This is a genomic window from Streptomyces bacillaris (assembly GCF_003268675.1).
GTDB classification, from domain to species: domain Bacteria; phylum Actinomycetota; class Actinomycetes; order Streptomycetales; family Streptomycetaceae; genus Streptomyces; species Streptomyces bacillaris.
This window is the reverse complement of sequence record NZ_CP029378.1, coordinates 6,345,069-6,369,196: the sequence shown is the minus strand read 5'-3', so window position 1 is coordinate 6,369,196 and position 24,128 is coordinate 6,345,069. Positions and strand designations below refer to the sequence as shown.

Below are 24,128 nucleotides of genomic sequence, written 5' to 3'. Positions count from 1 at the left end.
GCGCATATTCGAATCTTTCGGCACGTGCGTTCCCTCCCGCCTCGTTCCGTCACCCGTTTCCCACGGGTGAACCGAACGGCGTGCGACCGTGCCGGAGGCCGCGTAAAGACGTTCAACGAGCCGGGGGCCGGTTACGTCACCCCCGGTCAACCCGGCACCGCACGGGGCTCCGCCTCCGGCTCACCCCACCACCCGCCCGTTCAGCACCACATGGCGCGGGGCCGCCAGCACCCGGACGTCGGCGCGCGGGTCCTCCTCGTACACGACCAGGTCCGCCGGAGCGCCCTCCTCCAGGCCCGGCCGCCCCAGCCACCGCCTCGCCCCCCACGCGGTGGCGGAGAGGGCCTCCAGCGGCGGGATGCCCGCCTTCACCAGCTCGGCGACCTCGCCCGCGACCAGGCCGTGCGCCAGCGAACCGCCCGCGTCGGTGCCGACGTAGACCGGGATGCCGGCGTCGTAAGCAGCGCGCACGGTGTCGTACCGGCGCTCGTACAGCTGCCGCATATGGGCCGACCAGCGGGGGAACTTGGCCTCGCCGCCCGCCGCGAGGTCGGGGAACGTGGCGATGTTGACCAGGGTCGGGACGATGGCGACGCCGCGTTCGGCGAAGAGCGGGATGGTCTCCTCGGTGAGGCCGGTGGCGTGCTCGACGCAGTCGATGCCCGCCTCGACCAGATCGCGCAGCGACTCCTCCGCGAAGCAGTGCGCGGTGACCCGGGCACCCAGCCGGTGCGCCTCCGCGATGGCCGCCTCGACCTCGCCGCGCGGCCAGCAGGCGGTCAGGTCCCCGGCGGAACGGTCGATCCAGTCCCCCACCAGCTTGACCCAGCCGTCCCCGCGCCGGGCCTCCCGCGCCACGTACGCGACGAGGTCGCCGGGCTCGATCTCATGGGCGTAGTTGCGGATGTAGCGGCGGGTCCTGGCAATGTGGCGGCCGGCCCGGATGATCTTCGGCAGGTCCTCGCGGTCGTCGATCCAGCGGGTGTCGGAGGGCGATCCGGCGTCCCGGATGAGCAGGGTTCCGGCACCCCGGTCGGTGAGCGCCTGCTTCTCCGCCGTGGCCGCGTCGACCGGGCCGTGCGCGTCCAGCCCCACATGGCAGTGCGCGTCGACGAGACCGGGCAGCGCCCACCCCGTCACGGTCTGCGCGCCCTCCGCGCCCGGCGGCCGCTCGCAGGTGATCCGCCCGCCGACGGCCCACAGTTCGTCGCGCACCTCGTCCGGACCGACGAGGACCCGCCCCTTCACGCGCAGCACCGGCTGCCGCTCCTGATCGCGCACCTGATCACTCATAGCGGCACTGTACGAGGCCATCGGTAGGCTGCGAGGGGGGCGTCGGGACCGAGCCGGACACCCCCGCGCGCGGCACACCCCCGAGGGGGCGTCAGCCGCTCCGCAGCACCGCCGCCCGACCACGGCCCCGACCCGAAGAGAGCCCCACCGTGACGCACCCCTTCCTCGACCTCCCCCCGCTGACCGCCGACCGCTTCGCGGCCATCGAGCGGCGGGTGGCCGCGCTCCTCGCCACCGGGCAGGACGTCGTCATCACGCAGGGCGAGGCGCTGCTGCCGCTGGAGGGCTGCATCCGCAGCGGTGCCCGGCCCGGCTCGACCGCGCTGAACGTGGTCACGGGGCCGTACGGGCAGACCTTCGGCAACTGGCTGCGGGACTGCGGCGCCCGGGTCGTCGACCTCACGGTGCCCTTCCACACGGCGGTCACCGCCGACCAGGTCGCCGAGGCGCTCGCCGAGCACCCGGAGATCGACTTCGTCTCGCTGGTGCACGCGGAGGCGGCCACCGGCAACACCAACCCGGTCGCGGAGATCGGTGAGGTGGTCCGGGCGCACGGGGCGCTCTTCATGCTGGACGCGGTCGCCTCGGTGGGCGCCGAGCCGCTGCTGCCGGACGCCTGGGGCGTGGACCTGTGCGTGATCGGCGCGCAGAAGGCGATGGGCGGTCCGGCCGGGGTCTCGGCGGTGTCGGTGAGCGAGCGGGCCTGGGAGCGGTTCGCCGCCAACCCGGCCGCCCCGCGCCGCTCCTATCTCTCGCTCCTGGACTGGAAGGAACGCTGGATCGACGCCGGCCGCACGGCGCTCCCGCACGCCCCGGCGCAGCTGGAGATGCTGGGTCTCGAAGCGTGCCTGGAGCGGATCGAGGACGACGGCCTGGAGACGGTGATGGCCCGCCACGCCGCGGCCGCGGCGGCGACCCGGGCGGGCGCGGTGGCCCTCGGCGGCGGTCTGGAGCCGTACGTCCACGAGGCGCGGGACGCCGCTCCGGTGGCCACGACGCTGCGCGCCCCGGCGGGGACCGACGCCGCCGCGCTGGTCGCGCGGGCGCTGACGACGGAACCCTCGCTGCCGCTCGTCGCGGGCGGCGGGGCGCTGTCCAAGGAGATGATCCGGGTCAATCACTACGGGGCGGATGCGACGCGGAGCGCGGTGCTGTCCTCGCTCGCGGCTCTGGGGGCGGCGCTGGGCGCCACGGGTCGGCAGGTCGACTTCGATGCTGCCCGCCATGCGGTCTCGGAAACCTCTCCGGGCCTCTGAGCATCTGATATCCATAATGCGGGGAGCTGCTTTATCGAAAGCAGCTCCCCGCATTCTTCTGCCCGCTTTCCCGCCCCCTAAACGCGGAAGTTTTTCCGGGGCCCGAACTTCATGATTCGGACACGTTCCGAAGGAGTTACCAGCTTGTGACCGACTCCACAAGCTGGGCGTTATGCCCGAAAAATTCAGGACAAAGAGTACCGAATCGCACCTCGATCGCCCCGGGTCTCGCGCACGCCTGATAACACATACCGGCGCTCCACCCAACCCCTTGCCTCGATGCAATTTCGAAATTTGCTGGGTAAATTCAATTCGCATGACCGCCGCACCAGCAGATTTTGCCCGTGCCCGAAGCGAATTCCTGAGTATCGACACACCACGAGTGGAGGACGGAGCCGCGATCTGGCGCATCGCCCGCGACTCCGAGGTTCTGGACCTGAACTCCTCGTACAGCTACCTGCTGTGGTGCCGTGACTTCGCCGCGACGTCCGCCGTCGCCCGTGGCGAGGACGGCGAGCCGATCGCCTTCGTCACCGGCTACGTCCGGCCCGACCGCCCCGAGACCCTGGTGGTCTGGCAGGTGGCCGTCGACGGGGCGCACCGCGGCAAGGGGCTGGCCGCCTCGCTGTTGGACGCGCTGACCGCCCGGGTCGCCGCCGGCCAGGGGCTCTCCTGGGTCGAGACGACGATCACCCCGGACAACACCGCGTCCGACCGGCTGTTCACGTCCTACGCCCAGCGGCACGACGTGGCGCTGGAGCGGGAGGTGCTCTTCGACGGCGGGCTGTTCCCCGAGGGGACGCACCTGCCCGAGGTCCTCTACCGGATAGGTCCGTTCACCGGCTGAGGCGCCCGGGGCACCGCTGAGCCCTGAGGCACCGAGGCACCGCTGCGGCGGCCCCGGGCGTCCGAGGCGCCCGGCCCATCGGCCGGGGCACCGCCGGGACACCCCCGGACACGACCCGCCCGGCCCGCCCCGAATGCCCGAGCCCGGACGGCCCCGTACGACCGCACGGCCCGTACACCCTCCGTACGACCGGGCGTACCGCACCCGTACGCCCGGTCCCCCACGACTTTTCGCGCCGGCCGACCACCCGGCGCGGTCCCGGCCGCCCCCTCGGGGCCGGGAGCACCGACCACACCGCCCGTCACACCCCCTCACGCAGGAGATCCGCTGTGACCATCACCCCGCCCGCACTGAGCGTCTTCGAGACCCTGGAGTCGGAGGTCCGTAGCTACTGCCGCGGCTGGCCCGCCGTGTTCGACCGCGCGCAGGGCGCCCGGCTGACCGACGAGGACGGCCACTCCTACCTGGACTTCTTCGCCGGGGCCGGCTCGCTCAACTACGGCCACAACAACCCCGTGCTGAAACGAGCGCTGATCGACTACATCGAGCGCGACGGCATCACCCACGGCCTGGACATGGCGACCACCGCGAAGCGCGCCTTCCTGGAGACGTTCCAGAACGTGATCCTGCGCCCGCGCGACCTGCCGTACAAGGTGATGTTCCCCGGCCCGACCGGCACCAACGCCGTCGAGTCGGCGCTGAAGCTGGCCCGTAAGGTCAAGGGCCGCGAGTCCGTCGTGTCGTTCACCAACGCCTTCCACGGCATGTCGCTGGGCTCGCTCGCCGTCACCGGCAACGCGTTCAAGCGGGCGGGCGCCGGCATCCCGCTCGTGCACGGCACGCCGATGCCGTTCGACAACTACTTCGACGGTACGGTCCCCGACTTCCTCTGGTTCGAGCGACTGCTCGAGGACCAGGGCTCCGGGCTCAACAAGCCCGCCGCCGTGATCGTGGAGACCGTCCAGGGCGAGGGCGGCATCAACGTGGCCCGCGCCGAGTGGCTGCGCGCGCTCCAGGAGCTGTGCGAGCGCCAGGACATGCTGCTGATCGTCGACGACATCCAGATGGGCTGCGGCCGGACCGGCGGCTTCTTCTCCTTCGAGGAGGCCGGGATCGTCCCGGACATCGTCACGCTGTCGAAGTCCATCAGCGGCTACGGCCTGCCGATGTCGCTCTGCCTGTTCAAGCCGGAGCTGGACATCTGGGAGCCGGGCGAGCACAACGGCACCTTCCGCGGCAACAACCCGGCCTTCGTCACGGCCGCCGCCGCGCTGGACGCCTACTGGGCCGACGGCCGGGTGGAGCAGCAGACCAAGGAGCGGGGCCTCCAGGTCGAGCAGGCGCTGCTGGCGATCTGCGCCGAGGAGCCGACCGCGCAGTTCCGCGGCCGGGGCCTGGTCTGGGGCATGGAGTTCGAGGACCCGGCGCGCGCCACGGCGGTCTGCGCCCGCGCCTTCGAGCTGGGGCTCCTGCTGGAGACCTCCGGTCCGCAGAGCGAGGTCGTCAAGCTGCTGCCGCCGCTGACCATCACCACCGAGGAACTGGACGAGGGCCTGCGCACGCTGGCCCGCAGCGTCCGCGAGACGGCCTGACCCGGCCCGGCCGGGGCAGGCGCAGGAAGAAGAGGCGCCCCGGGCCTCACGGCCCGGGGCGGAGCACGAGAGAAAGGCACCGCTCACCGTGATCGTCCGATCGTTCAAGGACATCGAGAACACCGACCGGCATGTGAAGGCCGCGTCCGGCACCTGGGAGAGCAAGCGCATCGTGCTCGCCAAGGAGAAGGTCGGCTTCTCCCTCCACGAGACCGTGCTCTACGCGGGTACGGAGACCTCCATGTGGTACGCGAACCACATCGAGGCCGTCCTGTGCACCGAGGGCGAGGCCGAGCTGACCAACGACGAGACCGGCGAGACCCACTGGATCTCCCCCGGCACGATGTACCTGCTGGACGGCCATGAGCGGCACACCCTGCGGCCCAAGACCGACTTCCGCTGCGTGTGCGTCTTCAACCCTCCCGTCACCGGACGGGAGGACCACGACGAGAACGGTGTCTACCCACTGCTGACCGAGGAGGCCTGAACCGCATGACCACCGAAGTACGCGCCGATCTCTACCCCTCGCGCGGCGCCGCCGAGATGACCACTCCCCGCCAGGACCCGGTCATCTGGTCGGCGCCGGGCGCCCCGGGCCCGATCGCCGCCAAGGATCTCCAGAGCTACGAGCACGACGGCTTCCTCACCGTCGACCAGCTCATCACCCCGGACGAGGTCGCCGTCTACCGCGCGGAGCTGGACCGGCTGGTCGCCGACCCGCTGATCCGTGCCGACGAGCGCTCCATCGTGGAGAAGCAGTCGCAGAACGTCCGGTCCGTCTTCGAGGTCCACAAGATCAGCGAGGTCTTCGCCGGGCTGGTCCGCGACGAGCGGGTGGTGGGCCGGGCCCGCCAGATCCTGGGCTCGGACGTGTACGTCCACCAGTCCCGGATCAATGTGAAGCCGGGGTTCGGTGCCTCGGGCTTCTACTGGCACTCGGACTTCGAGACCTGGCACGCCGAGGACGGGCTGCCGAACATGCGGACCGTGTCCGTCTCCATCGCGCTGACGGAGAACTTCGACACCAACGGCGGGCTGATGATCATGCCCGGTTCGCACAAGACCTTCCTGGGCTGTGCGGGCGAGACGCCGAAGGACAACTACAAGAAGTCGCTCCAGATGCAGGACGCGGGCACTCCGTCCGACGAGGCGCTGACGAAGATGGCGGACCGGCACGGCATCAGGCTCTTCACGGGCAAGGCCGGTTCGGCGACCTGGTTCGACTGCAACGCCATGCACGGCTCGGGCGACAACATCACCCCGTACGCCCGCTCCAATGTCTTCATCGTCTTCAACAGCGTGGAGAACACGGCGCAGGAGCCGTTCGCGGCACCGATCCGCCGCCCGGAGTTCATCGGGGCGCGGGACTTCACCCCGGTGAAGTAGCGGAGGACATCCCCGTGCGAGGGGCCCGGAACGGTACGCCGTTCCGGGCCCCTCGCGCGTAACTCGGTGGACCGGGCCCCGGCCACCGGAGAGGGTGGAGGCCATGACTTCTCACGTACGGCACATAACGATCGACTGCGCCGACCCTTACGCGCTCGGCACCTTCTGGTCCCGGGTGCTCGGCGCGCCGCTGGCCTCGGACGACTTCCCCGGCGACCCGGAAGCCCTGCTGGAGACCCCCGGCGCGGCGATCCTCTTCGTCCGGAGCGACGACCCGAAGACCGTCAAGAACCGGGTCCACCTGGACATCCAGCCGCAGGACCGCACCCGGGACGAGGAGGTGGAGCGGCTGCTGGTGCTCGGGGCCACCTTGGTGGGCGACCACCGCAGACCGGACGGGCGTGGGTGGGCGACCCTGGCGGACCCTGAGGGGAACGAGTTCTGCGTGGAGTGTTCGGCCGCCGAGCGGGCCGCGCTGACCGGGGGCCGGCTGCCGGTGACCGCCGACGATGTGACCACCGCCGTGCGGCTCGCGGTGGATGCGCTGGCCGGGGCCCCGGCGGAGGGGTGGGAGACGCCCGCGGGGACGCTGGAATGGACCTGCTGGGAGACGGTGGAGCACCTGAGCGACGATCTCTTCGCGTACGCCGTCCAGTTGGGCCCGCGTACGCCCCCGCTCGACGGTGAGGTGCCCTACCGGTGGGCGCCCGAGCGGCAGGGCGGGCCGTACAACGCGGTCTTCGCGGACCGGGCGGCCGGACCCGCCGGGCTGCTGGCCACCCTGGAGGCGAGCGGTGCGCTGCTGGCCTCGATGGCGCGGACGACGCCGCCGCAGGTGCGCTCGTACCACGGGTTCGGCATCTCCGACCCGGAGGGGTTCGCCGCGATGGGGGTGGTGGAGACCCTGGTGCACACCCATGACGTCGCGGAGGGGCTGGGGCTGGACTGGGCGCCGCCCGCCGCGCTCTGCGACCGGGCGCTGGCCCGGCTCTTCCCCGACGCCCCGGCGGGCGGCGACCGGTGGACCGTGCTGCTCTGGGCCACCGGCCGCGCCGGACTGCCGGGCCACCCGCGCCGCACGAAGTGGCGGTGGGACGGGCGGCCCCTGGGGGATCAGACGGCGTCGAGCGCCGGGTAGTCCGTGTAGCCCTTGGCGTCGCCGCCGAAGAAGGTCGACGGGTCGGGGGTGTTGAAGGGGCCCCCGGCCTTGAGGCGGGCGGGCAGGTCCGGGTTGGCGAGGAAGAGCGCGCCGTACGAGATGAGGTCGGCGATCCCGTCCTCGATCACGGTGAGGTGGTCCGGCCCGGTCGGCCCGTCGGAGTGCACGTTGATCAGGACGGGGCCGGTGAACACCTTGCGCAGGGCGAGGGTCAGCTCGCGGATCGGGGCGCCTTCCAGGATGTGCAGGTAGGCGAGGCCGAGCGGCTCGATCTCCTGGGCCAGCGCGGTGTAGACGGCTTCCGGGGCGGGCTCGTCGATGTCGTTGTAGCCGTTCGAGGGCGAGATGCGCAGGGCGGTACGGGCCCCGCCGATCTCGGCCGCGACCGCCTTGACGACCTCCGCGGCGAACCGGACGCGGCCCTCGTCGGAGCCGCCCCACCCGTCGGTGCGCAGGTTGGTGTTGGGCGCGAGGAACTGGTGGATCAGATAGCCGTTGGCGCCGTGCAGCTCCACCCCGTCGAACCCGGCCTCGATGGCGTTGCGGGAGGCGGAGACGAAGTCGGCGATGGTCTGCCGGATCTCGGCGTCGGTCAGCTCGTGCGGCTCGACGAAGTCCTTGGGGCCCTCGGCGGTGAAGACCTGGCCCGCGGCCCTGACCGGGGAGGGGGCGACCGGGACGAGTCCGTCGGGGAGCAGGACCGGGTGGCCGATGCGGCCCGCGTGCATGATCTGGGCGAAGATCCGGCCGCCCTCGGCGTGCACCGCGTCGGTGACCTTGCGCCAGGAGGCGACCTGCTCGGCGCTGTGCAGTCCGGGGGTGAAGGGGTAGCCCTGGCCGACCACGGAGGGCTGGATGCCCTCGGTGACGATCAGCCCGGCGGAGGCGCGCTGGGCGTAGTAGGCGGCGGTCAGCTCGGTGGCCGTACCGCCCTCGCCCGCCCGGCTGCGGGTCATCGGGGCCATCACGATGCGGTTGGCCAGGGGGGTGCCGGCCAGGTCGATCGGGTCGAAAGCGGTGGTCATGCGGACTCCCGGAAAAGGTAGGTAATTGACCGATCAACGAAGTATGTGGTCGGCCAAGTATTAGCACTGCCGTCACTGTAGCTCATTAATTGGCCGACCAAGGTAAAGTGTGGGCAAGCCGCGGGCGTCATCGGGCCCCGGAAGCCGCCATCAGCCCTCAGGCCCCGAAACCGCCAGGAACCGAACCCGTCAGGAAACACCGGAAGCCCCGCCGGAGCCGTATCGAAGGAGCACGCCATGAACACCGGTCACGCCAGCACCGCGGAAGCCGCCTGTACCGACGCGCTGCCCGGAGCAGCGCTCAGCGGGCCCGTGAGCCACGCCGTCTCCCGCGTCGCCCGGCTGCACAGGATCGCGGCGGGGAAGCTGCTGAAGGGGCTGGGGCTCTACCCGGGGCAGGAGCTGCTGATGATGCACCTGTGGGACGCGGGGCCGGTACGCCAGTCCGAGCTGATCAGGACGCTGGACCTGGACCCGTCCACGGTGACCAAGATGCTCCAGCGCCTGGAGCAGACCGGCCATGTGCGCCGCCGCCCCGACCCGGACGACCGGCGGGCCGTGCTGGTCGAGGCGACGGAGGCGAGCTGCGCGCTGCACCGGGCGGTACGGGACGCGTGGGGCAGCCTGGAGGAGCACACGCTCGCCGGGCTGGACGACGGCGAGCGTACGGAGCTGACGCGGCTGCTGGCGAAGGTGGAGGCGAACCTCTGCCAGGAGACGGAGGGCTGCCCGGAGCGTCAGGCCCTCTAGGCGCTTGGCCGGGGCTCCCGGTGGCCCAGGACCTCCAGCACCCGGTCCACATCGGCCTCGGTGTTGTAGAGGTGGCAGGAGATCCGCAGGTTCCCGGCGGGCGCCGAGACCGCGATCCCGGCCTCGGCCAGCTCCGGCTGCCGGCCCTCCAGCCCCGGCACGGAGACGATCGCGGACTCCCCCGGCACCACCTCGTACCCCCGCTCCACCAGCCCCGCCCGCAGCCGGGCGGCCAGCGAGGTGGCGTGGGCGTACAGCGCGTCGGTGCCGATCTCCCCGAGCAGCGCGAGGGAGTGCTCGGCCCCGTGGTACGAGAGGAAGGCGGGCGGCTCGTCGAACCCCCGGGCCCCGGGGGCGAGATGCTCCAGCGGACCGTAGTTGCTCGTCCAGGGCGCCCCGGCGGCGACCCAGCCCGCGAAGAGCTTCGGCAAGGTCTCCTGCGCCTCCTCGGTCACGGTCAGGAACGACGTACCCCGGGGGCAGAGCAGGAATTTGAAGCCGCCCGCGACGGTGTAGTCGTACGCCCCCGCGTCCAGCGGGAACCAGCCCGCCGACTGCGTGGCGTCCAGCAGGGTCCGGGCCCCGTGGGCGGCGGCGGCCGCGCGGACGGCGGCGAGATCGGCGACCCGGCCGTCGGCCGACTGGACCGAGGAGAAGGCGACGAGCGCGGTCGTGGGGCGTACGGCGTCGGCCAGCTCCGCGAGGGGGACGTACCGCATCCGCAGATCCCCCCGGAGCGCGAACGGGCTGACGACGGAGGTGAACTCCCCCTCGGGCGCCAGGACTTCGGCCTCGGCCGGGAGCGAGGCGGCGACCAGCCCGACATGGACGGTGACCGAGCTACCGGTGGCGACCCGGTCCGGCCGGACCCCGGCGAGCCGGGCGAAGCCGGCCCGGGCCGCCTCCACCGCATCGAAACTGCCCGCGCCGATCCGGCGGCCGACGGCGTTCTCGTCGGCGAGGGCCTTGACGGCGGCGATGGTCCGGCGGGGTAGCAGCCCCCAGCTGGAGGTGTTGAGGTAGGTGACCTCGGGCGCGAACTCGGCGGCGGCGGCCCGGCTGAGCGGAGAGATCGTCATGGGCTCAGCCTGGAGCCGCCGCACCTCATAGTCAATAACCGAATTTTACGTCGCAAACCCAAGGATTCCTTATGAGGGCGAGGGTTGCCCCCGCGCGGGACGAGGGTTCAGCCGCCCGGAGCGGGGTCAGCCGCGCGACACGGGGGTCAGCCGCGCGGGACCTCGCAGGCGCCGTCCTTGTCGCAGGCCTCCGCGTCGCCGCCGACGGTGGTGAGGGCGGTGACCGGACGGTCCTTCCATGCCTGCTCCAGCGCCTGGACGAAGACCTCGGAGGGCTGGCCTCCGGAGATGCCGTACCGGCGGTCGAGCACGAAGAACGGCACCGCGTTGGCGCCCAGTTCGGCCGCCTCCCGCTCGTCCGCCCGGACCTCGTCCGCGTACGCCTCGGGGTCGGCCAGCACCGCCCGCGCCTCCTCGCCGTCGAGCCCGGCCTCCACGGCGAGGGCGAGCAGCACGTCGTCGTCGAAGACGGACCGCTCCTCGGCGAAGTTGGCCCGGTAGGCGAGGGTCAGCAGCTCGTCCTGGCGGCCGCGGGCCTTGGCCAGGTGCAGCAGCCGGTGGATGTCGAAGGTGGAGCCGTGGTCCCGGCCCTCGGTCCGGTACCCGAGCCCCTCGGCCCGCGCGTTGGCCGCGACGTTGGCCTCCATCCCGGCGGCCTCCTCGCGGGTCCGCCCGTACTTGGCGGCCAGCATGTCGATGACCTGCTCCCGCTCGCCCTTGGCCCGCCCGGGGTCCAGCTCGAACGACCGGTGCACGACCTCGACCTGGTCCCGGTGGGCGAACTCGGCGAGCCCCTTCTCGAAACGGGCCTTGCCGATGTAGCACCAGGGACAGGCGATGTCCGACCAGATCTCGACGCGCATGACTCTTCTTCTCTCCAGGGGCCGCGGACGGGCGCGGCGGACAGTGGGCGGTGTGTGGGGCGCGGTGGGCGAAGGGTCGCTCCGCCGTACCGGCCTCCCGTGCGAACACCGAACCTGACCTGGTCATTCCCCGGGTCCGTCCGTGCCTGCCGGGACGGTTCACGACGAGGGTGCGCAACTCTTCGGGGGCTTGTCCACCGGGACGATACGGAGCTTGTCCATGGGCAGCTTGAGCGCGCCCTTCTCGGCGGGGTCCCAGAGCACCACGGTCCCCGACGCGTCACCGATCCTCAGATACGGGCGGGCCGGGCGGAACTCCCCTCCGTCGGCATGGATGCCGTCCGCCGGGCCGACGGGGCGCACGCACACCCACTGCGGGCCGATGCCGTAGTAGGCGTCCACGGCCTGCCGTGATGCCGCCGCCCTCACCGCGTCGTTCCCGGCGCGAGCGGCTGTTTCGAGCCCGAGGCCCCAGCCGCCGGTCCACAGCAGGAACAGGGCGAAGAAGCCCAGCAGGGTGTAGGCGGGCCATCGGTCGCGTACGCACCAGTGGAGATGCTGCAGATACCCGAACCCGGCCAGGGCGATGAGCCAGAGGTTGACCGCGAGCCCCAGCCTGACCGTCGCGATGAGCTGCCAGAGCCTCGGGATCTCCACGTCCTCCAGGTTCAGGCCGAAAGCATCGAGGTAGAGCGCGTGGAGTCCCAGGCCCAGGGAGGGGAAGAAGCCCAGGACGAGCGGCAGCAGCGCGGGAAGCAGCCAGGGGGCGACGATGCGCCAGCTCCACTGGCGTACCAGCAGGCGGATCCCCGTGAAGACCACATAGCCGGCGGCGACGAAGACGAGACCCAGGGCCCCCGAGGGCCCGCCGGACCCCCCGGAGGCCTCGATCATGGTCCCGATCGCGGCGGTGAACACGCCGAGCCCCAGGGCCGCTCCCAGGGCGGCCCCGGGCTTGCCGGGCATGAACCTGATCAGCCAGTGGGCGGCCAGCCCCAGAGTCGTCACCGCCACCAGGCCCAGCACCCACCACGCGGCGTAGCCCTGCGGCCAGAGACGGGCGATCAGCGACGACGTGACCAAGAGGACCGCCGCGGCGTGGCAGAGCCGGAAGATCTCGCGGTCCGCTCCCCGCCTGCGCCCGGTCACGGCCCCGGGTTCCGGGTCCGGGGTCCCGATGGGCCGGCGGACCGTGACGCGCGGCGAGGGCGTGGCCGTGCCCGGCAGCGTGCGCGTGGCGAGTTCCTGGGCGCGCGTGCGGTTCAACGCGGAGATATGGCGTCCCGTGCGGTAGGGCGCGAGCCGCTCCGCGCACCACCGCCGGACCCGCCTCCGCCACCGCGCCCGGCGCGTCGGAGGGCCGGCCGGAGGATCGTCGGCCGCCGGACGCTCGTAGGCGAACCAGGCAGGTCGCTCCTCGGGGTCCCTGACCACCAGGTCGGTGACCTCCACGTTGAGATCGAGCTGCAGCTCGTCCCCCACCACCTCGATGCGCTCCCGCGCTCCGCGCCGGGCGTTGGTCCGGCTGCCGGGGAACCGGCACTCCAGCAGATACCGGGTCGTCCGTGCGGTCATCGCCGTGGCGGGGCCGCCCTCCTTCTGGAGAACCGGCCACCCTCTCTCCTCCAGCGCCTGCTCGAAGTCGTCGCACTCCGTCGTCGTTCCCAGCAGCTCCACCACGGCTGTCGCCCGCTGGTCGAATCTCCGTCTCGCCGGCACCCGCCGACCCCCCGTTCTCTCCGCGTGCTCCGGGCCGTGTTCAGCCCGGGATCAGGCCCGGCGGCCGTCGACCAGCCGGGGCAGAGCCAGCGGGTTGGCCTCGCGCAGCTCCGGCGGGAGGAGTGCGTCGGGGGTGTTCTGGTACGTCACCGGGCGCAGCCAGCGCTCGATCGCCGTCGCGCCGACCGAGGTGGTGGGCGAGGTGGTGGCCGGGTACGGGCCGCCGTGGTGCTGGGCGGGGGCGACGGCGACCCCGGTGGGCCAGCCGTTGACCAGGATGCGCCCGGCGAGCGGGGTGAGGGCGGCCAGCAGCCCGGCCGCCCCTGGGTCCTCGCCCTCCGTCGCGGTCTGGAGGGTGGCGGTGAGGTTGCCGGGGAGCCGGGCGAGCACGGCGGCGACCTCGTCCCGGGTGGCGTACCGGGCGATCACGGTGACCGGGCCGAAGCACTCCTCCAGGAGCGCGTCGTGCGGGCCGTCGGCGGTCAGGCGGTCGGCGGGCACCGTGAGGAACCCGGCCGAGACCGTGTGCTCACCTGCCGCGCCGGGGGTGACGGGCGCCTCGACGCCGGGGAGCCCGGCCCTCTCCCGTACGCCCGCGAGGAACGCGTCCCGCATCCGGTGGTCCAGCATCACGCCGGAGCCGGTGGAGCTGACCGTCTCGGTGAGGGCCTTGACCAGCCGGTCGCCCGCACCGCCCGCCGGGGCGAGGACGAACCCCGGCTTCGTGCAGAACTGGCCGGTGCCCAGGGTCATGGAGGCGCCGAGCCCCGCGCCGATCTCCGCCGCCCGCTCGGCGGCGGCCGCCTCGGTGACCACGACCGGGTTGAGCGAGCCGAGTTCGCCGTGGAAGGGGATCGGGACGGGCCGGGCGGCCGCCGCGTCGAACAGGGCGCGGCCGCCGCGCACCGAGCCGGTGAACCCCGCCGCGCTCACCAGCGGGTGGCGGATCAGCCCGACGCCCGCGTCGAACCCGTGGACCAGGGTCACCACGTCCTCGGGCAGCCCGGTGCGGGCGGCGGCGCGGCGGAGGACCGAGGCGCAGAGTTCGGAGGTGGCGGGGTGGCCGGGGTGGGCCTTGATCACGACCGGGCAGCCCGCGGCCAGCGCGCTGGCGGTGTCGCCGCCGGGGACGGAGAAGGCGAGCGGGAAGTTGCTCGCCGCGTAGACGGCGACGACCCCGAGCGGGATCTTCCAGCGGCGCAGGTCGGGCCAGGGCGGGGTGCGGGAGCCGTCCTCGTGGTCGATGCGGATGTCGAGGTGCCCGCCCTCCTCCACGACCTCCGCGAAGGCCCGCAACTGGGCTGCCGTGCGCGCGAGTTCCCCGGTGAGACGGGCCGGGCCGAGGGCGGTCTCCGCGTCGGCGGCCTCGATGATGTGTGCGCCGGACTCCTCCAGCAGCTCCGCCGCCGTACGCAGGAACGCGACGCGTGCCGTGCGGTCGGCCAGGGCGTCCCGTACGGAGTGGGCCGCCCGGACCGCCCGGTCGACCTCCTCGGCGGTGGCCTCCACCGCGACCTGTTCACGCGGGTTCCCGCTGCGGGGGTCGACGCTCCAGACTGGTGCTGCGCTCACCGTGGTTCCCCTCGGGTCCTGGAACACCGGCCGGAAACGTTCGTTATTCTGAACGGAGTTCCTGATCGTGAATGTCCTCGGACTCTATTTCCGGGCCTTCCGTGTTGGCAATGGCCGCAGAAGCCGAAGAAGGAGCGTGGGGCGATGTCGGTCGCCGAGTCCGGTGGTGCACCGGTCAAGTCCGCGGTACGCACGGTGGAGTTGCTGGAGTACTTCGCGGGGCGCCCCGGGATGCACTCGCTCGCCACCGTCCAGGAGGCCGTGGGCTACCCCAAGTCCAGCCTCTACATGCTGCTGCGGACCCTGGTCGAGCTGGGCTGGGTGGAGACGGACGCCACGGGCACGCGGTACGGGATCGGGGTGCGCGCCCTGCTGGTGGGCACCTCCTACATCGACGGCGACGAGGTGGTGGCCGCCGCCCGCCCCACCCTGGACCGGCTGGCCGACGACACCACGGAGACCATCCACCTGGCCCGGCTCGACGGCACGAACGTGGTCTACCTCGCCACCCGCCAGTCCCAGCACTATCTGCGCCCCTTCACCCGGGTCGGCCGCCGGCTCCCCGCCCACTCCACCGCGCTCGGCAAGGCGCTGCTGGCCACCCACACCGACGAGCAGGTCCGCAAGCTGCTCCCCGAGACGCTGCCCGCACTGACCGAGCACACCGTCACCGACCGCGAGCGGCTCATCGAGGAGCTGCGCCTGGTCCGTGAGCAGGGGTACGCGGTGGACCGCGAGGAGAACACCCTCGGCCTGCGCTGCTTCGGCGTGGCCATCCCGTACCGGACCCCGGCCCGTGACGCGGTCAGCTGCTCGGTGCCGGTCGCCCGGCTCACCCCCGGCCATGAGCAGACGGTCAAGGACGCCCTGCTCGACGCCCGCGACCGGCTGACCCTGGCGACGCGCAGGCTCTGAGTCCCGTCGGCGGCGCCTCCGTACGCCGGGTGAGAAATCGGTGAGAAGCGGCACAAGCGGGAACGGGCGGAACGGCCCCGCTCGTCCTCCAGCGGGATGAACAAGACAATCAGGCGCGCTTCGGTCTGCTGCCTGCTCGCGGTGCTCGCCCTGCTGGTGCGGGCGACGTGGGTGCAGGGCTACCAGGCCAAGGCGCTCGCAGACGACGAGCACAACCGGCGGAACATCATCGCGCAGTACGCGCAGCCGCTCGGGGACATCATCGTGGCCGGTTCGCCGGTCACCGGATCGAAGGGGACCAGTGGCGGCGACCTCCGGTACAAGAGGACCTACCCCCAGGGCGAGCTGTACGCGGCCGTCACGGGGTACAGCTCGCAGGCGTACGGGGCGACCCAGCTGGAGGGCATCTACAGCCATGTCCTGGACGGCACGGACGACCGCCTGAAGAACCCGGCCGACCTGATCACCGGCAAGCAGGCCGCCCCGGGCAACGTCCTGACCACCATCGACCCGGACGTCCAGAAGGCGGCGTACGAGGCGCTCGGCGGCGACAAGGGCGCGGCGGTGGCCATCGACCCGAAGACCGGCCGCATCCTGGGCATGGTCTCCACCCCTTCGTACGATCCCTCCACCATCAGCGGTACGGACGACGGCGACACCTGGAAGAAGCTGCTGGCCGACGAGGACAAGCCACTGGTCAACCGGGCGCTGCGGCAGCCGCTGGCACCGGGCTCCACGTTCAAGCTGGTGGTCGCGGCGGCCGCGCTGGAGAACGGGCTGTACGGCTCGGTCGACGAGGCCACCGACAGCCCCGACCCGTACACCCTCCCCGGCACCCGGACGATCCTGCGCAACGAGAACGCCTCCGCCCCCTGCGAGAACGCCACCCTGCGCACCGCCCTCCAGTACTCCTGCAACAACGTCTTCGCCAAGGCGGCGGCCGATCTCGGCCAGGACAAGGTCAAGGAGATGGCGGACGCGTTCGGGTTCGACACCGAGAAGCTGGACGTCCCGGTGCGGGCGGCCAAGAGCGTCTACCCGACCGGCATGGACAAGGCGCAGACGGCGCTGACCGGCATCGGCCAGTTCGAGGTCACCGCGACCCCGCTGCAGATGGCGATGGTCACCGCGGCCCTCGCCAACGGCGGTGAGCTGGCCGCGCCGCACATGGTCTCGTCGGTGGCGGACGGCGACGGTTCGACGCTGGAGGAGACCGACGGCGGGAAGACCGAGCGGGTGGTGAAGGAGTCCACCGCCGAGCAGCTGCGCAGCGCGATGGTGACCGTCGTCGAGAAGGGCACCGGCACCAACGCGAAGATCGCCGGGGCCGAGGTCGGCGGAAAGACCGGGACCGCGCAGAACGGCGTGGACAACAGCAACACCCCGTACGCCTGGTTCACCTCGTACGCGAAGGACGACAGCAGCGGCAAGGAGGTCGCCGTCGCGGTGATCGTCGAGGACTCCGGCTCGGCGCGCTCCGAGGTCAGCGGCAACGGGCTGGCGGCGCCGATCGCCCAGAAGATGATGAAGGCGGCGCTGGAGCGGTGAGCGGGACGCACGGAAACCCGAGCAGGGCACCCCGGAACCCGAGCGGGACACTCCGGAACCTGAACGGCACACTCCGGCGCGCAACTTAGGTTACCCTTGCCTTACTTGGCGCCCCGGACGGTCCCGGGGCGCCAACGCACGGACGCGTGCGGGAGGTACGGGGATGGGTCCGGCGGAGCACGGTACGGGGCCCGGCACCGACGCCCCGGTCCACAGCCAGGGCGAGGCGGGCCGGGCCCGCACCCGCGACGGGCGCGAGCTGTACTACCAGCGGCTGCCGGGGCCTGCCGGTGCGGAGACCGTGCCCACCGTGGTCTTCGAGGGCGGGCTCGCCGCGGGCCGCTCGTACTGGGCAGGGGTCCAGGCCGCACTGGCCGATGTCGCGCCGACGGTGGTGTACGACCGCAGCGGTCTCGGCCGCAGCCCCGCCGCCCCGCCCGGGGTCTCGCGCCGACTGCACGCCCTCGCCGACGACCTGGGCGATCTGCTGGACCACCTGGACGGCCCCGACGGTGACCGTCAGGGCCCGTACGTCCTGGTCGGGCACAGCTGGGGCGGGCCGCTGGTGCGGCTGGCCGCCGCCGCCCGGCCCGCACGGGTGGCCGGGCTGGTGCTCGTGGACCCCTCCGACGAGGCGTGCGAGCTGCTGTTCCAGCCCGCGATGCGGCGGGCCGAGCGGGTCGGCCAGCTGGCCACGGTCTGGCTGGCCCGGCTCGGGCTGCTGGGCCGCGCCTACCGCCCGCTCACCGCCGCCCTGCCGCCCGACGCCGCCGCCGACATGCGCGCCGAGGGGTTCACGGTCGCCATGACCCGCACCCGGGGCCGCGAGCTGGAGGACGCGGCGGGCGACCTGCGGGCCCTCCTGGAGAACCCGCCGGGGCTGGCGGGGCTGCCGGTGACGGTGGTGTCGGCGGGGCGGGTCTCCCCCGGCATGCCGAAGGCCGTACGGGAACGGGCCACGGTCTCGCACGCGTACCGGGCCCGTCAGTCGCCGCACGGACGGCATATGGTGCTGCCGGAGGCGGACCACATGGTGCTGACCACCTCGGCGGCGGAACTGGCGGAGGAGGTAAGGCGGCTGGTGGTCCCAACCGGCGGCTAGCGCCGACGGCCGGTACACCGCTGGCAGCCGACCCCGGCAGCCGGGTACACCGCTGGCAGCTGGCCCCGGCAGCCGGGAGGCCGTTCACCGCGCCCCGTGCTCCTGCCACTCGCCGCCTGCGCCCACCTCCCGCCTCCCGCCTCCCGCCGAATCCCTGCCTACCGCGCCGCGCCCGCGAACGGGATCTCCGTGGCGGGCGCCGGGCCGACCGGGCCCGCCGGGTGCGTCCAGAGGCCCGCCTCCGCCAGCCGGGGCAGCACGCCCTCCCCGAACCAGTACGCCTCCTCCAGATGCGGGTAGCCGGAGAGCACGAACTCGTCGATGCCCAGGGCGTGGTACTCCCGGATCCGGTCCGCGACCTCCGCGTGGCTGCCGACCAGGGCCGTGCCCGCGCCGCCCCGGACGAGGCCGATACCGGCCCACAGGTTGGGGTTGACCTCCAGCCCGTCCCGGCCGCCGCCGTGCAGCTCCAGCATCCGCCGCTGGCCCTCCGACTCGCTGCGCCGCAGCCCCTCCTGGACCGAGCGTACGGTCTCCGGGTCGAACCCCGCGAGCAGCCGGTCCGCCTCCGCCCAGGCCGCCTCGGAGGTGTCGCGGGTGATCACGTGCAGCCGGATGCCGAACCGCAGGGTACGGCCCTGCTCGGCGGCGAGCTTCCCTATCCACGCGATCTTCTCCGCGACCTGGGCCGGGGGTTCGCCCCAGGTGAGGTAGACGTCCGCGTGGCGGGCGGCGACCTGACCGGCGGCCGGGGAGGAGCCGCCGAAGTAGACCTCCGGCACGGGGTCGGGGAGCCGGGTGAGCCGGGCCTGCTCGACGCGCAGGTGGTCGCCGTCCAGGTCGACGGTCCTGCCGTCCCACAACTGCCGGACGATCTGCAGGAATTCGCCGGTGCGGGCGTAGCGGGCGTCCTTGTCCAGGAAGTCGCCGTACGCGCGCTGCTCCTGGCTCTCGCCGCCGGTGACGACGTTGAGCAGCAGTCGGCCGCCGGTCTGCCGCTGGTAGGTGGCGGCCATCTGGGCGGCCAGGGTCGGGGAGACGAAGCCGGGGCGGAAGGCGACCAGGAACTTCAGCCGTTCGGTGTGCTGGCTGACCATCGCGGTGGTGAGCCAGGCGTCCTCGCACCAGGCGCCGGTGGGGGTGAGCACCCCGGTGAAGCCGACGTCCTCGGCGGCGCGGGCGATCTGGGCGAGGTAGCGGACGGTCGGCGGACGGTCGCCGCCCGCCGCCGTGACCGGGGTTCCGTGACCGCCGCCGACGACATGGCGGCTGTCGCCGTTGGTGGGCAGGAACCAGTGGAAGGTCAGGGACATCGTTTCTCCGAACAGGGGGTGGGAGGTCAGAGCAGGCCGTGGCGGGGCGGGCGGGTGCCGTTGAGGACGTACCGCCCGAGGTGCTGGATCTTCCAGCGCGCGGGGTCGTGCGGGGTGTGGGTGCGGGCGTCGCGCCCGTGCCGGTGAAGGTTGAGGCTGTCGAGCGCGGCCCGGGTGCCGGAGACCTCGAAGAGCGCGTCCGCGATCTCCAGGGCCGCGCTCCCGGCGTACGCCTTCGCCGCCGCGACCGCGATGGACGCCTCGGCCGCGCTGTCGTCGTCGAGGTCCGCGCGTGCCGCGTCCACGGCCCGGGCGGCGGTGGCGAGCAGGGCGTCGGCGGCCCGGCGGCGGAGGTCGAGTTCACCGAAGCGCTGGATGAGGAGGGGGTCCTCGGCGGCGGTGTCGTACCCGCTCTCGAACCAGGACCGGCTCCGCGTCCTCACGAATTCCACCGCCTCGGCCAGCGCGCCCGCCGCGATCCCGACGCCGATGGCGGTGTGCAGCAACTGGGCCAGGGCGCCGTGGAGTTGGGGGCCGGTGAAGGTGAGGTGGTGCGGGACGACGTGGGCCGCCGGGACCGTGACGTCCGCCAGCTCGACCGTGCCGCTCGCGGTCGTGCGCTGGCCCATGCCGTCCCAGTCGTCGGTGACGATGAGGCCGGGGGCGTCGGCGGGGACGTACGCGACATGGAGCAGGTCGTCGTCGGCGCGGGCGAGGACGGGGATCCAGTCGGCGAAGAGGGCGCCGGTGGAGTAGTTCTTCACGCCGGTCAGCAGGTACGAGCCGTCTTCGCCGCGCACCAGCCGGGTGCGGATGTCCTGGAGGTGTCTGGTCCCGGCCTCGGACTGGGCGTTGCCGAAGCGGCGGCCGGCCAGCACCTCCGCGAAGAAGAAGGCCTGCTGCTCCGGACTCCCCTGCTGCCGCAGGACGTTGACGTACGCGAAGTGGCTCTGCGGGATCTGGGCGAGGCTGGCGTCGGCGGAGGCGAGCAGATCGTGATGCGCTCCGGCTATCTGATGCACCGCTTCACGCACCGGCTGCTGAAGGGCCGGACGCCCTCGTTCTCGTACTCCGCCGACGGCGCGGAGATGGGCAAGCTGATGGTGGCGGAGGGGCTGGGCGTCACCGTGCTGCCGGACTACAGCGTGATCGGGGACCCTCTGGAGCGCACCGGCGCGATCACCGCACGCCCGCTGCGGGACGACACCACCACGGTCCTCCTGGTGGTGCAGCGCAGCCGCTCGGGCTCGGTGACCCGGGCCGCCCGCGATCTGCACCGGATCTTCGTGGAGCGCGCGGAGGCGCACCGTACGAGCGGCTCGTAGCTGCCGCGGTGGCGCTCGGGGACGAGGATGAGGGGAAAGGTAAGGGAACGGCAAAGCGGGGTCGTTCGTTACCCCGTGCATGACCGCAATGACCCCCGGCTCGAACATTCCTCTCTCCGCCGCCCGTGTGGCGGTGGACGTCGCCGCTCCGGTGCGGCTCGACGTCTCGGGCCTGCTGCTCACCGCCGACGGCAAGGTGCGCTCCGACGACGACTTCATCTTCTACAACCAGCCCTCGGGCCCGGGTGTGACCTATCGCGGCGGTGGCGGCTCCGCGCCCGACGCGATCGTGGTGGACACCGCCGCGGTCCCGCCGGGCATCGAGAAGATCGTCGTCACCGCGAGCCCCGACGCCGCAGGACAGACCTTCCAGGGCATCGAGCCCACCGCCACCGTGCGCAACGCCGACGACGGCACCCCGCTGGCCACGTTCACCCCGCCTCAGCTGAGCGACGAGACGGCGCTCGTGGTCATCGAGATCTATCTGCGCAACGGTGCCTGGAAGGCCCGCGCGGTGGGCCAGGGCTATGCGAACGGGCTGGCGGGCATCGCCACGGACTTCGGCGTCTCGGTCGAGGAGGAGCCGGCCGCCCCGCCGGTCCCGGCCGCCGTCCCGCCGGCTCCGGTGGCCGCGCCGGTCGACCCGCGGATCGCCCCTCCGGCCCCCGCCGCTCCCCCGGCCCCGCCCGCCGCGCCGCCCGCGGCCGCCGGGAAGATCAACCTCGACAAGGGCCGGGTCAACCTCCAGAAGAACCAGACCGTCTCCCTGGTCAAGGGCGGCGCCCCGCTCCTCTCCCGGGTCCGGATGGGCCTGGGCTGGGAGCCGGCGTTCCGGGGCAAGGACATCGACCTGGACGCCTCGGTCATCGCCTACGGCCCCAACCGCAACCACCTGGACAGCTGCTACTTCGGCAAGCTGACCATCCTGAACGGGGCGATCAAGCACTCCGGCGACAACCTCACGGGCGAGGGCGCGGGCGACGACGAGACGATCGTCGTGGACCTGGGCCGGATCCCGGCCGAGGCGACGGGCCTGGTCTTCACGGTCAACTCGTTCACCGGCCAGAAGTTCAACGAGGTCGCCAAGGCCTACTGCCGCCTGATCGACGACGCCTCCGGCGAGGAGCTGGTCCGCTTCGACCTCACCGGCGCCGAGCCGCAGACCGGCGTCATGATGGCCAAGCTGATCAAGCAGTTCAGCGGTGAGTGGGAGATGACGGCCATGGGCGAGTTCGTGAAGTCACGCACCGTACGCGGCATGGTGAAGCCCGCCGCCCAGGCGCTCTAGACGCGTCCGGGGCACCTGAACCAGTGGTTCAGGTGCCCCGGACCGGACGGAAGACGGGCTTCTCAGAGCTTGGTGAGCTTGGAGTAGGGGCTCAGGATCCTTCCCTGGCGCCCCGAGAAGTCGATGAGGACCGCGTCGTTGTCGCCCTCGACAGCAAGAATCCTGCCGAGTCCGAACTGGTCGTGCGACACCCTGTCGCCCACATCGAAGCATTCGACCGGTGGGGCCTCCTGGGCCGGGCGGTTGAAGGGACTGGACGGCAGGTGACGCCGGGAGCCGGCTGATTGTTTCATCAGGTCGAGTATGCGCCTTGTGAAGGCCCGACGCCATGCCCGTTTGCCGCCCGACCCCCAGACGTACCGCATTCGTGACCCGCACCCACCGGCGCCGGTCAGCGCTTTCCCCGGGCCCTGAGCGGCGGAACCACACGGAACGGGGCCCCGGAAAGCACCCCCGAACGTGTGGCGTTTCCGCCGCCGACATCGGCTTCACCACCGACATCTGCTTGGTAGGAGCAGAGCTCGGCAGCAGAGCTACGCCCTGCGCTCCCCTCCTCAGCCGCCCGCCCGCGACCGCGCCTTGAACGCGGCCTTCCGGGCGTCCTTGGCCGCCTTCTTGTCGCTGTGCAGGCGGCCCATGGCCTCCAGCACCTCGGCGGTGGCCGGGTGGTCGACGCGCCAGACCTCGTCGAAGAAGCCGGTGTGCTGGGCGGAGAGGCCCTCGACCAGACCCTGGAGTTCGTCGAGTTCGCCGTCGGCGTCGAGCTGGGCCGCGATGGTGTCGATGGCCAGCCAGAAGACCATGGTCTCCGAGGGGGCCGGGACGTCGGTCGCGCCGTGCTCGGCCAGCCAGACCCGGGCCAGGCCACCCAGTTCCGGATCGCCGAGGACCGCGCGTACGGCGGGTTCGGCCTCCTCACCGGCGAGGGCGAGCGCCTGCTGGCAGTGGAGGCGGCGCAGCGGCGCGCCCTCGTCCGTACCGCGTGCCGCAGCCAGCAGCTCGGCCGCCGCCGGAACCGCTCCGTCGGCGCCGCGCCCGGCCAGCCAGAGCTGGATCTCGGCGCGGGCGGCGGCCTCGGGGTAGTAGGCGATGCCGTCGAGGAGGGCGTCGGCGCCCTTGTCCGCGAGGTCACCGACGGCGGGAGCGGCCGCCCCGGCCTCCAGCATCCGGGCCCGGATGCCGTACAGGCCGAGGGGGGTGAGCCGGACCATCCCGTACCGGGTGACGTCCTCCTCGTCGGCCCCGGCGGCGGTGTCCGCCGGGTCGCCCGCCTCGGCCATCAGCGCCTCGTCCACCGGCTGGTACTCGACGATCCCGATGGGTTCGAGCAGCCGGAACTGGTCGTCGAGGCGCATCATCGCCTCCGAGACCTGCTCCAGGATGTCGTCGGTGGGCTCGCCCATGTCGTCGGGGACGATCATGGACGCGGCGAGAGCGGGCAGCGGCACGGGCGCGTCGCCCGCGCCGTTGTCCGCGAGGGTGAGGAGGTAGAGGTTGCCGAGGACCCCGTCGAGGAACTCCGCCTCCTCCTCCGGGTCCCAGTCCAGGGCGTCGAAGTCGATCGACCCGTCCTCGCCGACGAGGTCCGCGAAGTCGTCCAGGAGGGGGGCGGTGGCGTCGGCGTGCACGGCGTCCAGGCCGTCCAGCCAGATGGCCAGGATCTCCTGCGGGGAGCCGGTGGTGAGCAGCGCCAGGTTCTCGCCCGCGGTGACGGTGCCCTCGGCCTCGTCGTCCTCCCCCTCGCCCTCGGGGTCGGTGACGTCGAGGAGGCCGGTGTCGACGGCGAGGCGCCAGGCCTCGCTGGCGTACGCGGCGCCCTCATCGTCGGCCGGGAGGCCGAGGTGCTCGGCGGCGGCGGGCAGTTGGGCCTCGACGAGTTCGCCGCCCGCGCCGACCCGGGTCTCGGGACCGGCCCAGCGGGCGAGGCGGACGGCCCGGACGAACAGCGGCGCGGCGAGCGCGTCCCGCGCCAGTTCGGCCTCGGAGTTCAGCCGTACCGGCGGCAGGACGGGGCGCTCTGCGGACATCGGGGGTTCTCCTCGGTGCGTGCTCGGGGGCGTACGGAGCGCGTACGCGTTCAGCCGCCCCAGCCTATG

21 protein-coding genes and 1 pseudogene are annotated in these 24,128 nt (G+C 72.6%); 12 read left to right on the top strand and 10 right to left on the bottom strand.

Annotated features, from left to right (window positions below; all coding sequences use genetic code 11):
• Nucleotides 1-180 precede the first annotated feature (180 nt).
• Nucleotides 181-1,293, bottom strand: a complete 1,113-nt coding sequence (locus DJ476_RS27700; protein ID WP_112491803.1) for an amidohydrolase family protein — start codon at nucleotides 1,291-1,293, stop codon at nucleotides 181-183.
• Between the two features lie 149 nt (nucleotides 1,294-1,442).
• Here DJ476_RS27700 and DJ476_RS27695 point away from each other — a divergent pair, with 149 nt between their 5' ends.
• The 6 genes from DJ476_RS27695 (at nucleotide 1,443) to DJ476_RS27670 (ending at nucleotide 7,512) form a co-directional block, all read left to right on the top strand.
• Nucleotides 1,443-2,549 (top strand): pyridoxal-phosphate-dependent aminotransferase family protein, encoded by a 1,107-nt coding sequence (locus tag DJ476_RS27695; RefSeq protein ID WP_112491802.1) that lies wholly within the window; start codon nucleotides 1,443-1,445, stop codon nucleotides 2,547-2,549.
• A gap of 316 nt (nucleotides 2,550-2,865) precedes the next feature.
• Nucleotides 2,866-3,396: a diaminobutyrate acetyltransferase gene (gene ectA, locus DJ476_RS27690; RefSeq protein ID WP_103418767.1), complete on the top strand. Its 531-nt coding sequence runs from the start codon at nucleotides 2,866-2,868 to the stop codon at nucleotides 3,394-3,396.
• 329 nt (nucleotides 3,397-3,725) lie between these two features.
• Nucleotides 3,726-4,988: a diaminobutyrate--2-oxoglutarate transaminase gene (gene ectB / locus DJ476_RS27685; protein ID WP_112491801.1), complete on the top strand. Its 1,263-nt coding sequence runs from the start codon at nucleotides 3,726-3,728 to the stop codon at nucleotides 4,986-4,988.
• A gap of 88 nt (nucleotides 4,989-5,076) precedes the next feature.
• Entirely contained in the window at nucleotides 5,077-5,475 is a 399-nt protein-coding gene (locus DJ476_RS27680; protein ID WP_018488170.1) for an ectoine synthase, read from the top strand.
• A gap of 5 nt (nucleotides 5,476-5,480) precedes the next feature.
• Nucleotides 5,481-6,374, top strand: a complete 894-nt coding sequence (gene thpD / locus DJ476_RS27675; RefSeq protein ID WP_112491800.1) for an ectoine hydroxylase — start codon at nucleotides 5,481-5,483, stop codon at nucleotides 6,372-6,374.
• Nucleotides 6,375-6,477: 103 nt separating this feature from the next.
• Nucleotides 6,478-7,512 (top strand): VOC family protein, encoded by a 1,035-nt coding sequence (locus tag DJ476_RS27670; protein ID WP_112492643.1) that lies wholly within the window; start codon nucleotides 6,478-6,480, stop codon nucleotides 7,510-7,512.
• Here the strand turns inward: DJ476_RS27670 and DJ476_RS27665 are convergent.
• Nucleotides 7,488-8,558, bottom strand: coding sequence for an alkene reductase (locus tag DJ476_RS27665; RefSeq protein WP_103418764.1), 1,071 nt, complete (start codon nucleotides 8,556-8,558; stop codon nucleotides 7,488-7,490). The genes DJ476_RS27670 and DJ476_RS27665 overlap by 25 nt on opposite strands.
• Nucleotides 8,559-8,795: 237 nt before the next feature.
• Here DJ476_RS27665 and DJ476_RS27660 point away from each other — a divergent pair, with 237 nt between their 5' ends.
• A complete protein-coding gene (locus DJ476_RS27660; RefSeq protein ID WP_103418763.1) occupies nucleotides 8,796-9,308 on the top strand; it encodes a MarR family winged helix-turn-helix transcriptional regulator in 513 nt (170 codons plus the stop codon).
• Here the strand turns inward: DJ476_RS27660 and DJ476_RS27655 are convergent.
• The 4 genes from DJ476_RS27655 to DJ476_RS27640 all read right to left on the bottom strand — a co-directional run bounded on the left by DJ476_RS27655 (nucleotide 9,305) and on the right by DJ476_RS27640 (nucleotide 14,541).
• Nucleotides 9,305-10,387, bottom strand: coding sequence for an aminotransferase class V-fold PLP-dependent enzyme (locus tag DJ476_RS27655; protein WP_112491799.1), 1,083 nt, complete (start codon nucleotides 10,385-10,387; stop codon nucleotides 9,305-9,307). The two genes, DJ476_RS27660 and DJ476_RS27655, sit on opposite strands and share 4 nt — an antisense overlap.
• A 146-nt stretch (nucleotides 10,388-10,533) precedes the next feature.
• On the bottom strand, nucleotides 10,534-11,250 hold the full coding sequence (locus tag DJ476_RS27650; protein WP_112491798.1) for a DsbA family oxidoreductase: 717 nt from the start codon (nucleotides 11,248-11,250) through the stop codon (nucleotides 10,534-10,536).
• A 159-nt stretch (nucleotides 11,251-11,409) separates the two neighbouring features.
• On the bottom strand, nucleotides 11,410-12,969 hold the full coding sequence (locus DJ476_RS27645) for a hypothetical protein (RefSeq protein WP_162638800.1): 1,560 nt from the start codon (nucleotides 12,967-12,969) through the stop codon (nucleotides 11,410-11,412).
• A gap of 51 nt (nucleotides 12,970-13,020) precedes the next feature.
• Nucleotides 13,021-14,541, bottom strand: coding sequence for an aldehyde dehydrogenase (NADP(+)) (locus tag DJ476_RS27640; protein ID WP_103418812.1), 1,521 nt, complete (start codon nucleotides 14,539-14,541; stop codon nucleotides 13,021-13,023).
• A 144-nt stretch (nucleotides 14,542-14,685) separates the two neighbouring features.
• On the opposite strand from DJ476_RS27640, the gene DJ476_RS27635 reads away from it, so the two are divergent.
• The 3 genes from DJ476_RS27635 (at nucleotide 14,686) to DJ476_RS27625 (ending at nucleotide 18,106) form a co-directional block, all read left to right on the top strand.
• Nucleotides 14,686-15,456 carry an IclR family transcriptional regulator gene (locus DJ476_RS27635; RefSeq protein ID WP_070203764.1) on the top strand — a complete coding sequence of 257 codons (771 nt, stop codon included), beginning with the start codon at nucleotides 14,686-14,688 and terminating at the stop codon, nucleotides 15,454-15,456.
• 96 nt (nucleotides 15,457-15,552) lie between these two features.
• Nucleotides 15,553-17,004 (top strand): peptidoglycan D,D-transpeptidase FtsI family protein, encoded by a 1,452-nt coding sequence (locus DJ476_RS27630; protein WP_112491796.1) that lies wholly within the window; start codon nucleotides 15,553-15,555, stop codon nucleotides 17,002-17,004.
• 163 nt (nucleotides 17,005-17,167) lie between these two features.
• Complete coding sequence (locus DJ476_RS27625) at nucleotides 17,168-18,106, top strand: alpha/beta fold hydrolase (protein WP_112491795.1); 939 nt, start codon at nucleotides 17,168-17,170, stop codon at nucleotides 18,104-18,106.
• A 158-nt stretch (nucleotides 18,107-18,264) separates the two neighbouring features.
• Here the strand turns inward: DJ476_RS27625 and DJ476_RS27620 are convergent, their stop codons facing one another.
• Nucleotides 18,265-19,419, bottom strand: coding sequence for an LLM class flavin-dependent oxidoreductase (locus DJ476_RS27620; RefSeq protein WP_112491794.1), 1,155 nt, complete (start codon nucleotides 19,417-19,419; stop codon nucleotides 18,265-18,267).
• Between the two features lie 26 nt (nucleotides 19,420-19,445).
• Nucleotides 19,446-20,411: pseudogene (locus tag DJ476_RS27615) on the bottom strand (SfnB family sulfur acquisition oxidoreductase); the annotation flags it as partial.
• Nucleotides 20,412-20,417: 6 nt separating this feature from the next.
• Between DJ476_RS27615 and DJ476_RS27610 the strand changes: the two are divergent.
• Nucleotides 20,418-20,744: a LysR substrate-binding domain-containing protein gene (locus DJ476_RS27610; RefSeq protein ID WP_404827596.1), complete on the top strand. Its 327-nt coding sequence runs from the start codon at nucleotides 20,418-20,420 to the stop codon at nucleotides 20,742-20,744.
• Nucleotides 20,745-20,823: 79 nt separating this feature from the next.
• Entirely contained in the window at nucleotides 20,824-22,032 is a 1,209-nt protein-coding gene (locus DJ476_RS27605) for a TerD family protein (RefSeq protein WP_208853536.1), read from the top strand.
• 62 nt (nucleotides 22,033-22,094) lie between these two features.
• Here DJ476_RS27605 and DJ476_RS34660 read toward each other — a convergent pair whose 3' ends face one another.
• Together DJ476_RS34660 and DJ476_RS27600 are read right to left on the bottom strand one after the other, a co-directional pair.
• On the bottom strand, nucleotides 22,095-22,325 hold the full coding sequence (locus tag DJ476_RS34660; RefSeq protein ID WP_003969918.1) for a hypothetical protein: 231 nt from the start codon (nucleotides 22,323-22,325) through the stop codon (nucleotides 22,095-22,097).
• A gap of 261 nt (nucleotides 22,326-22,586) precedes the next feature.
• Complete coding sequence (locus tag DJ476_RS27600; protein ID WP_112491793.1) at nucleotides 22,587-24,059, bottom strand: hypothetical protein; 1,473 nt, start codon at nucleotides 24,057-24,059, stop codon at nucleotides 22,587-22,589.
• Nucleotides 24,060-24,128: the final 69 nt, after the last annotated feature.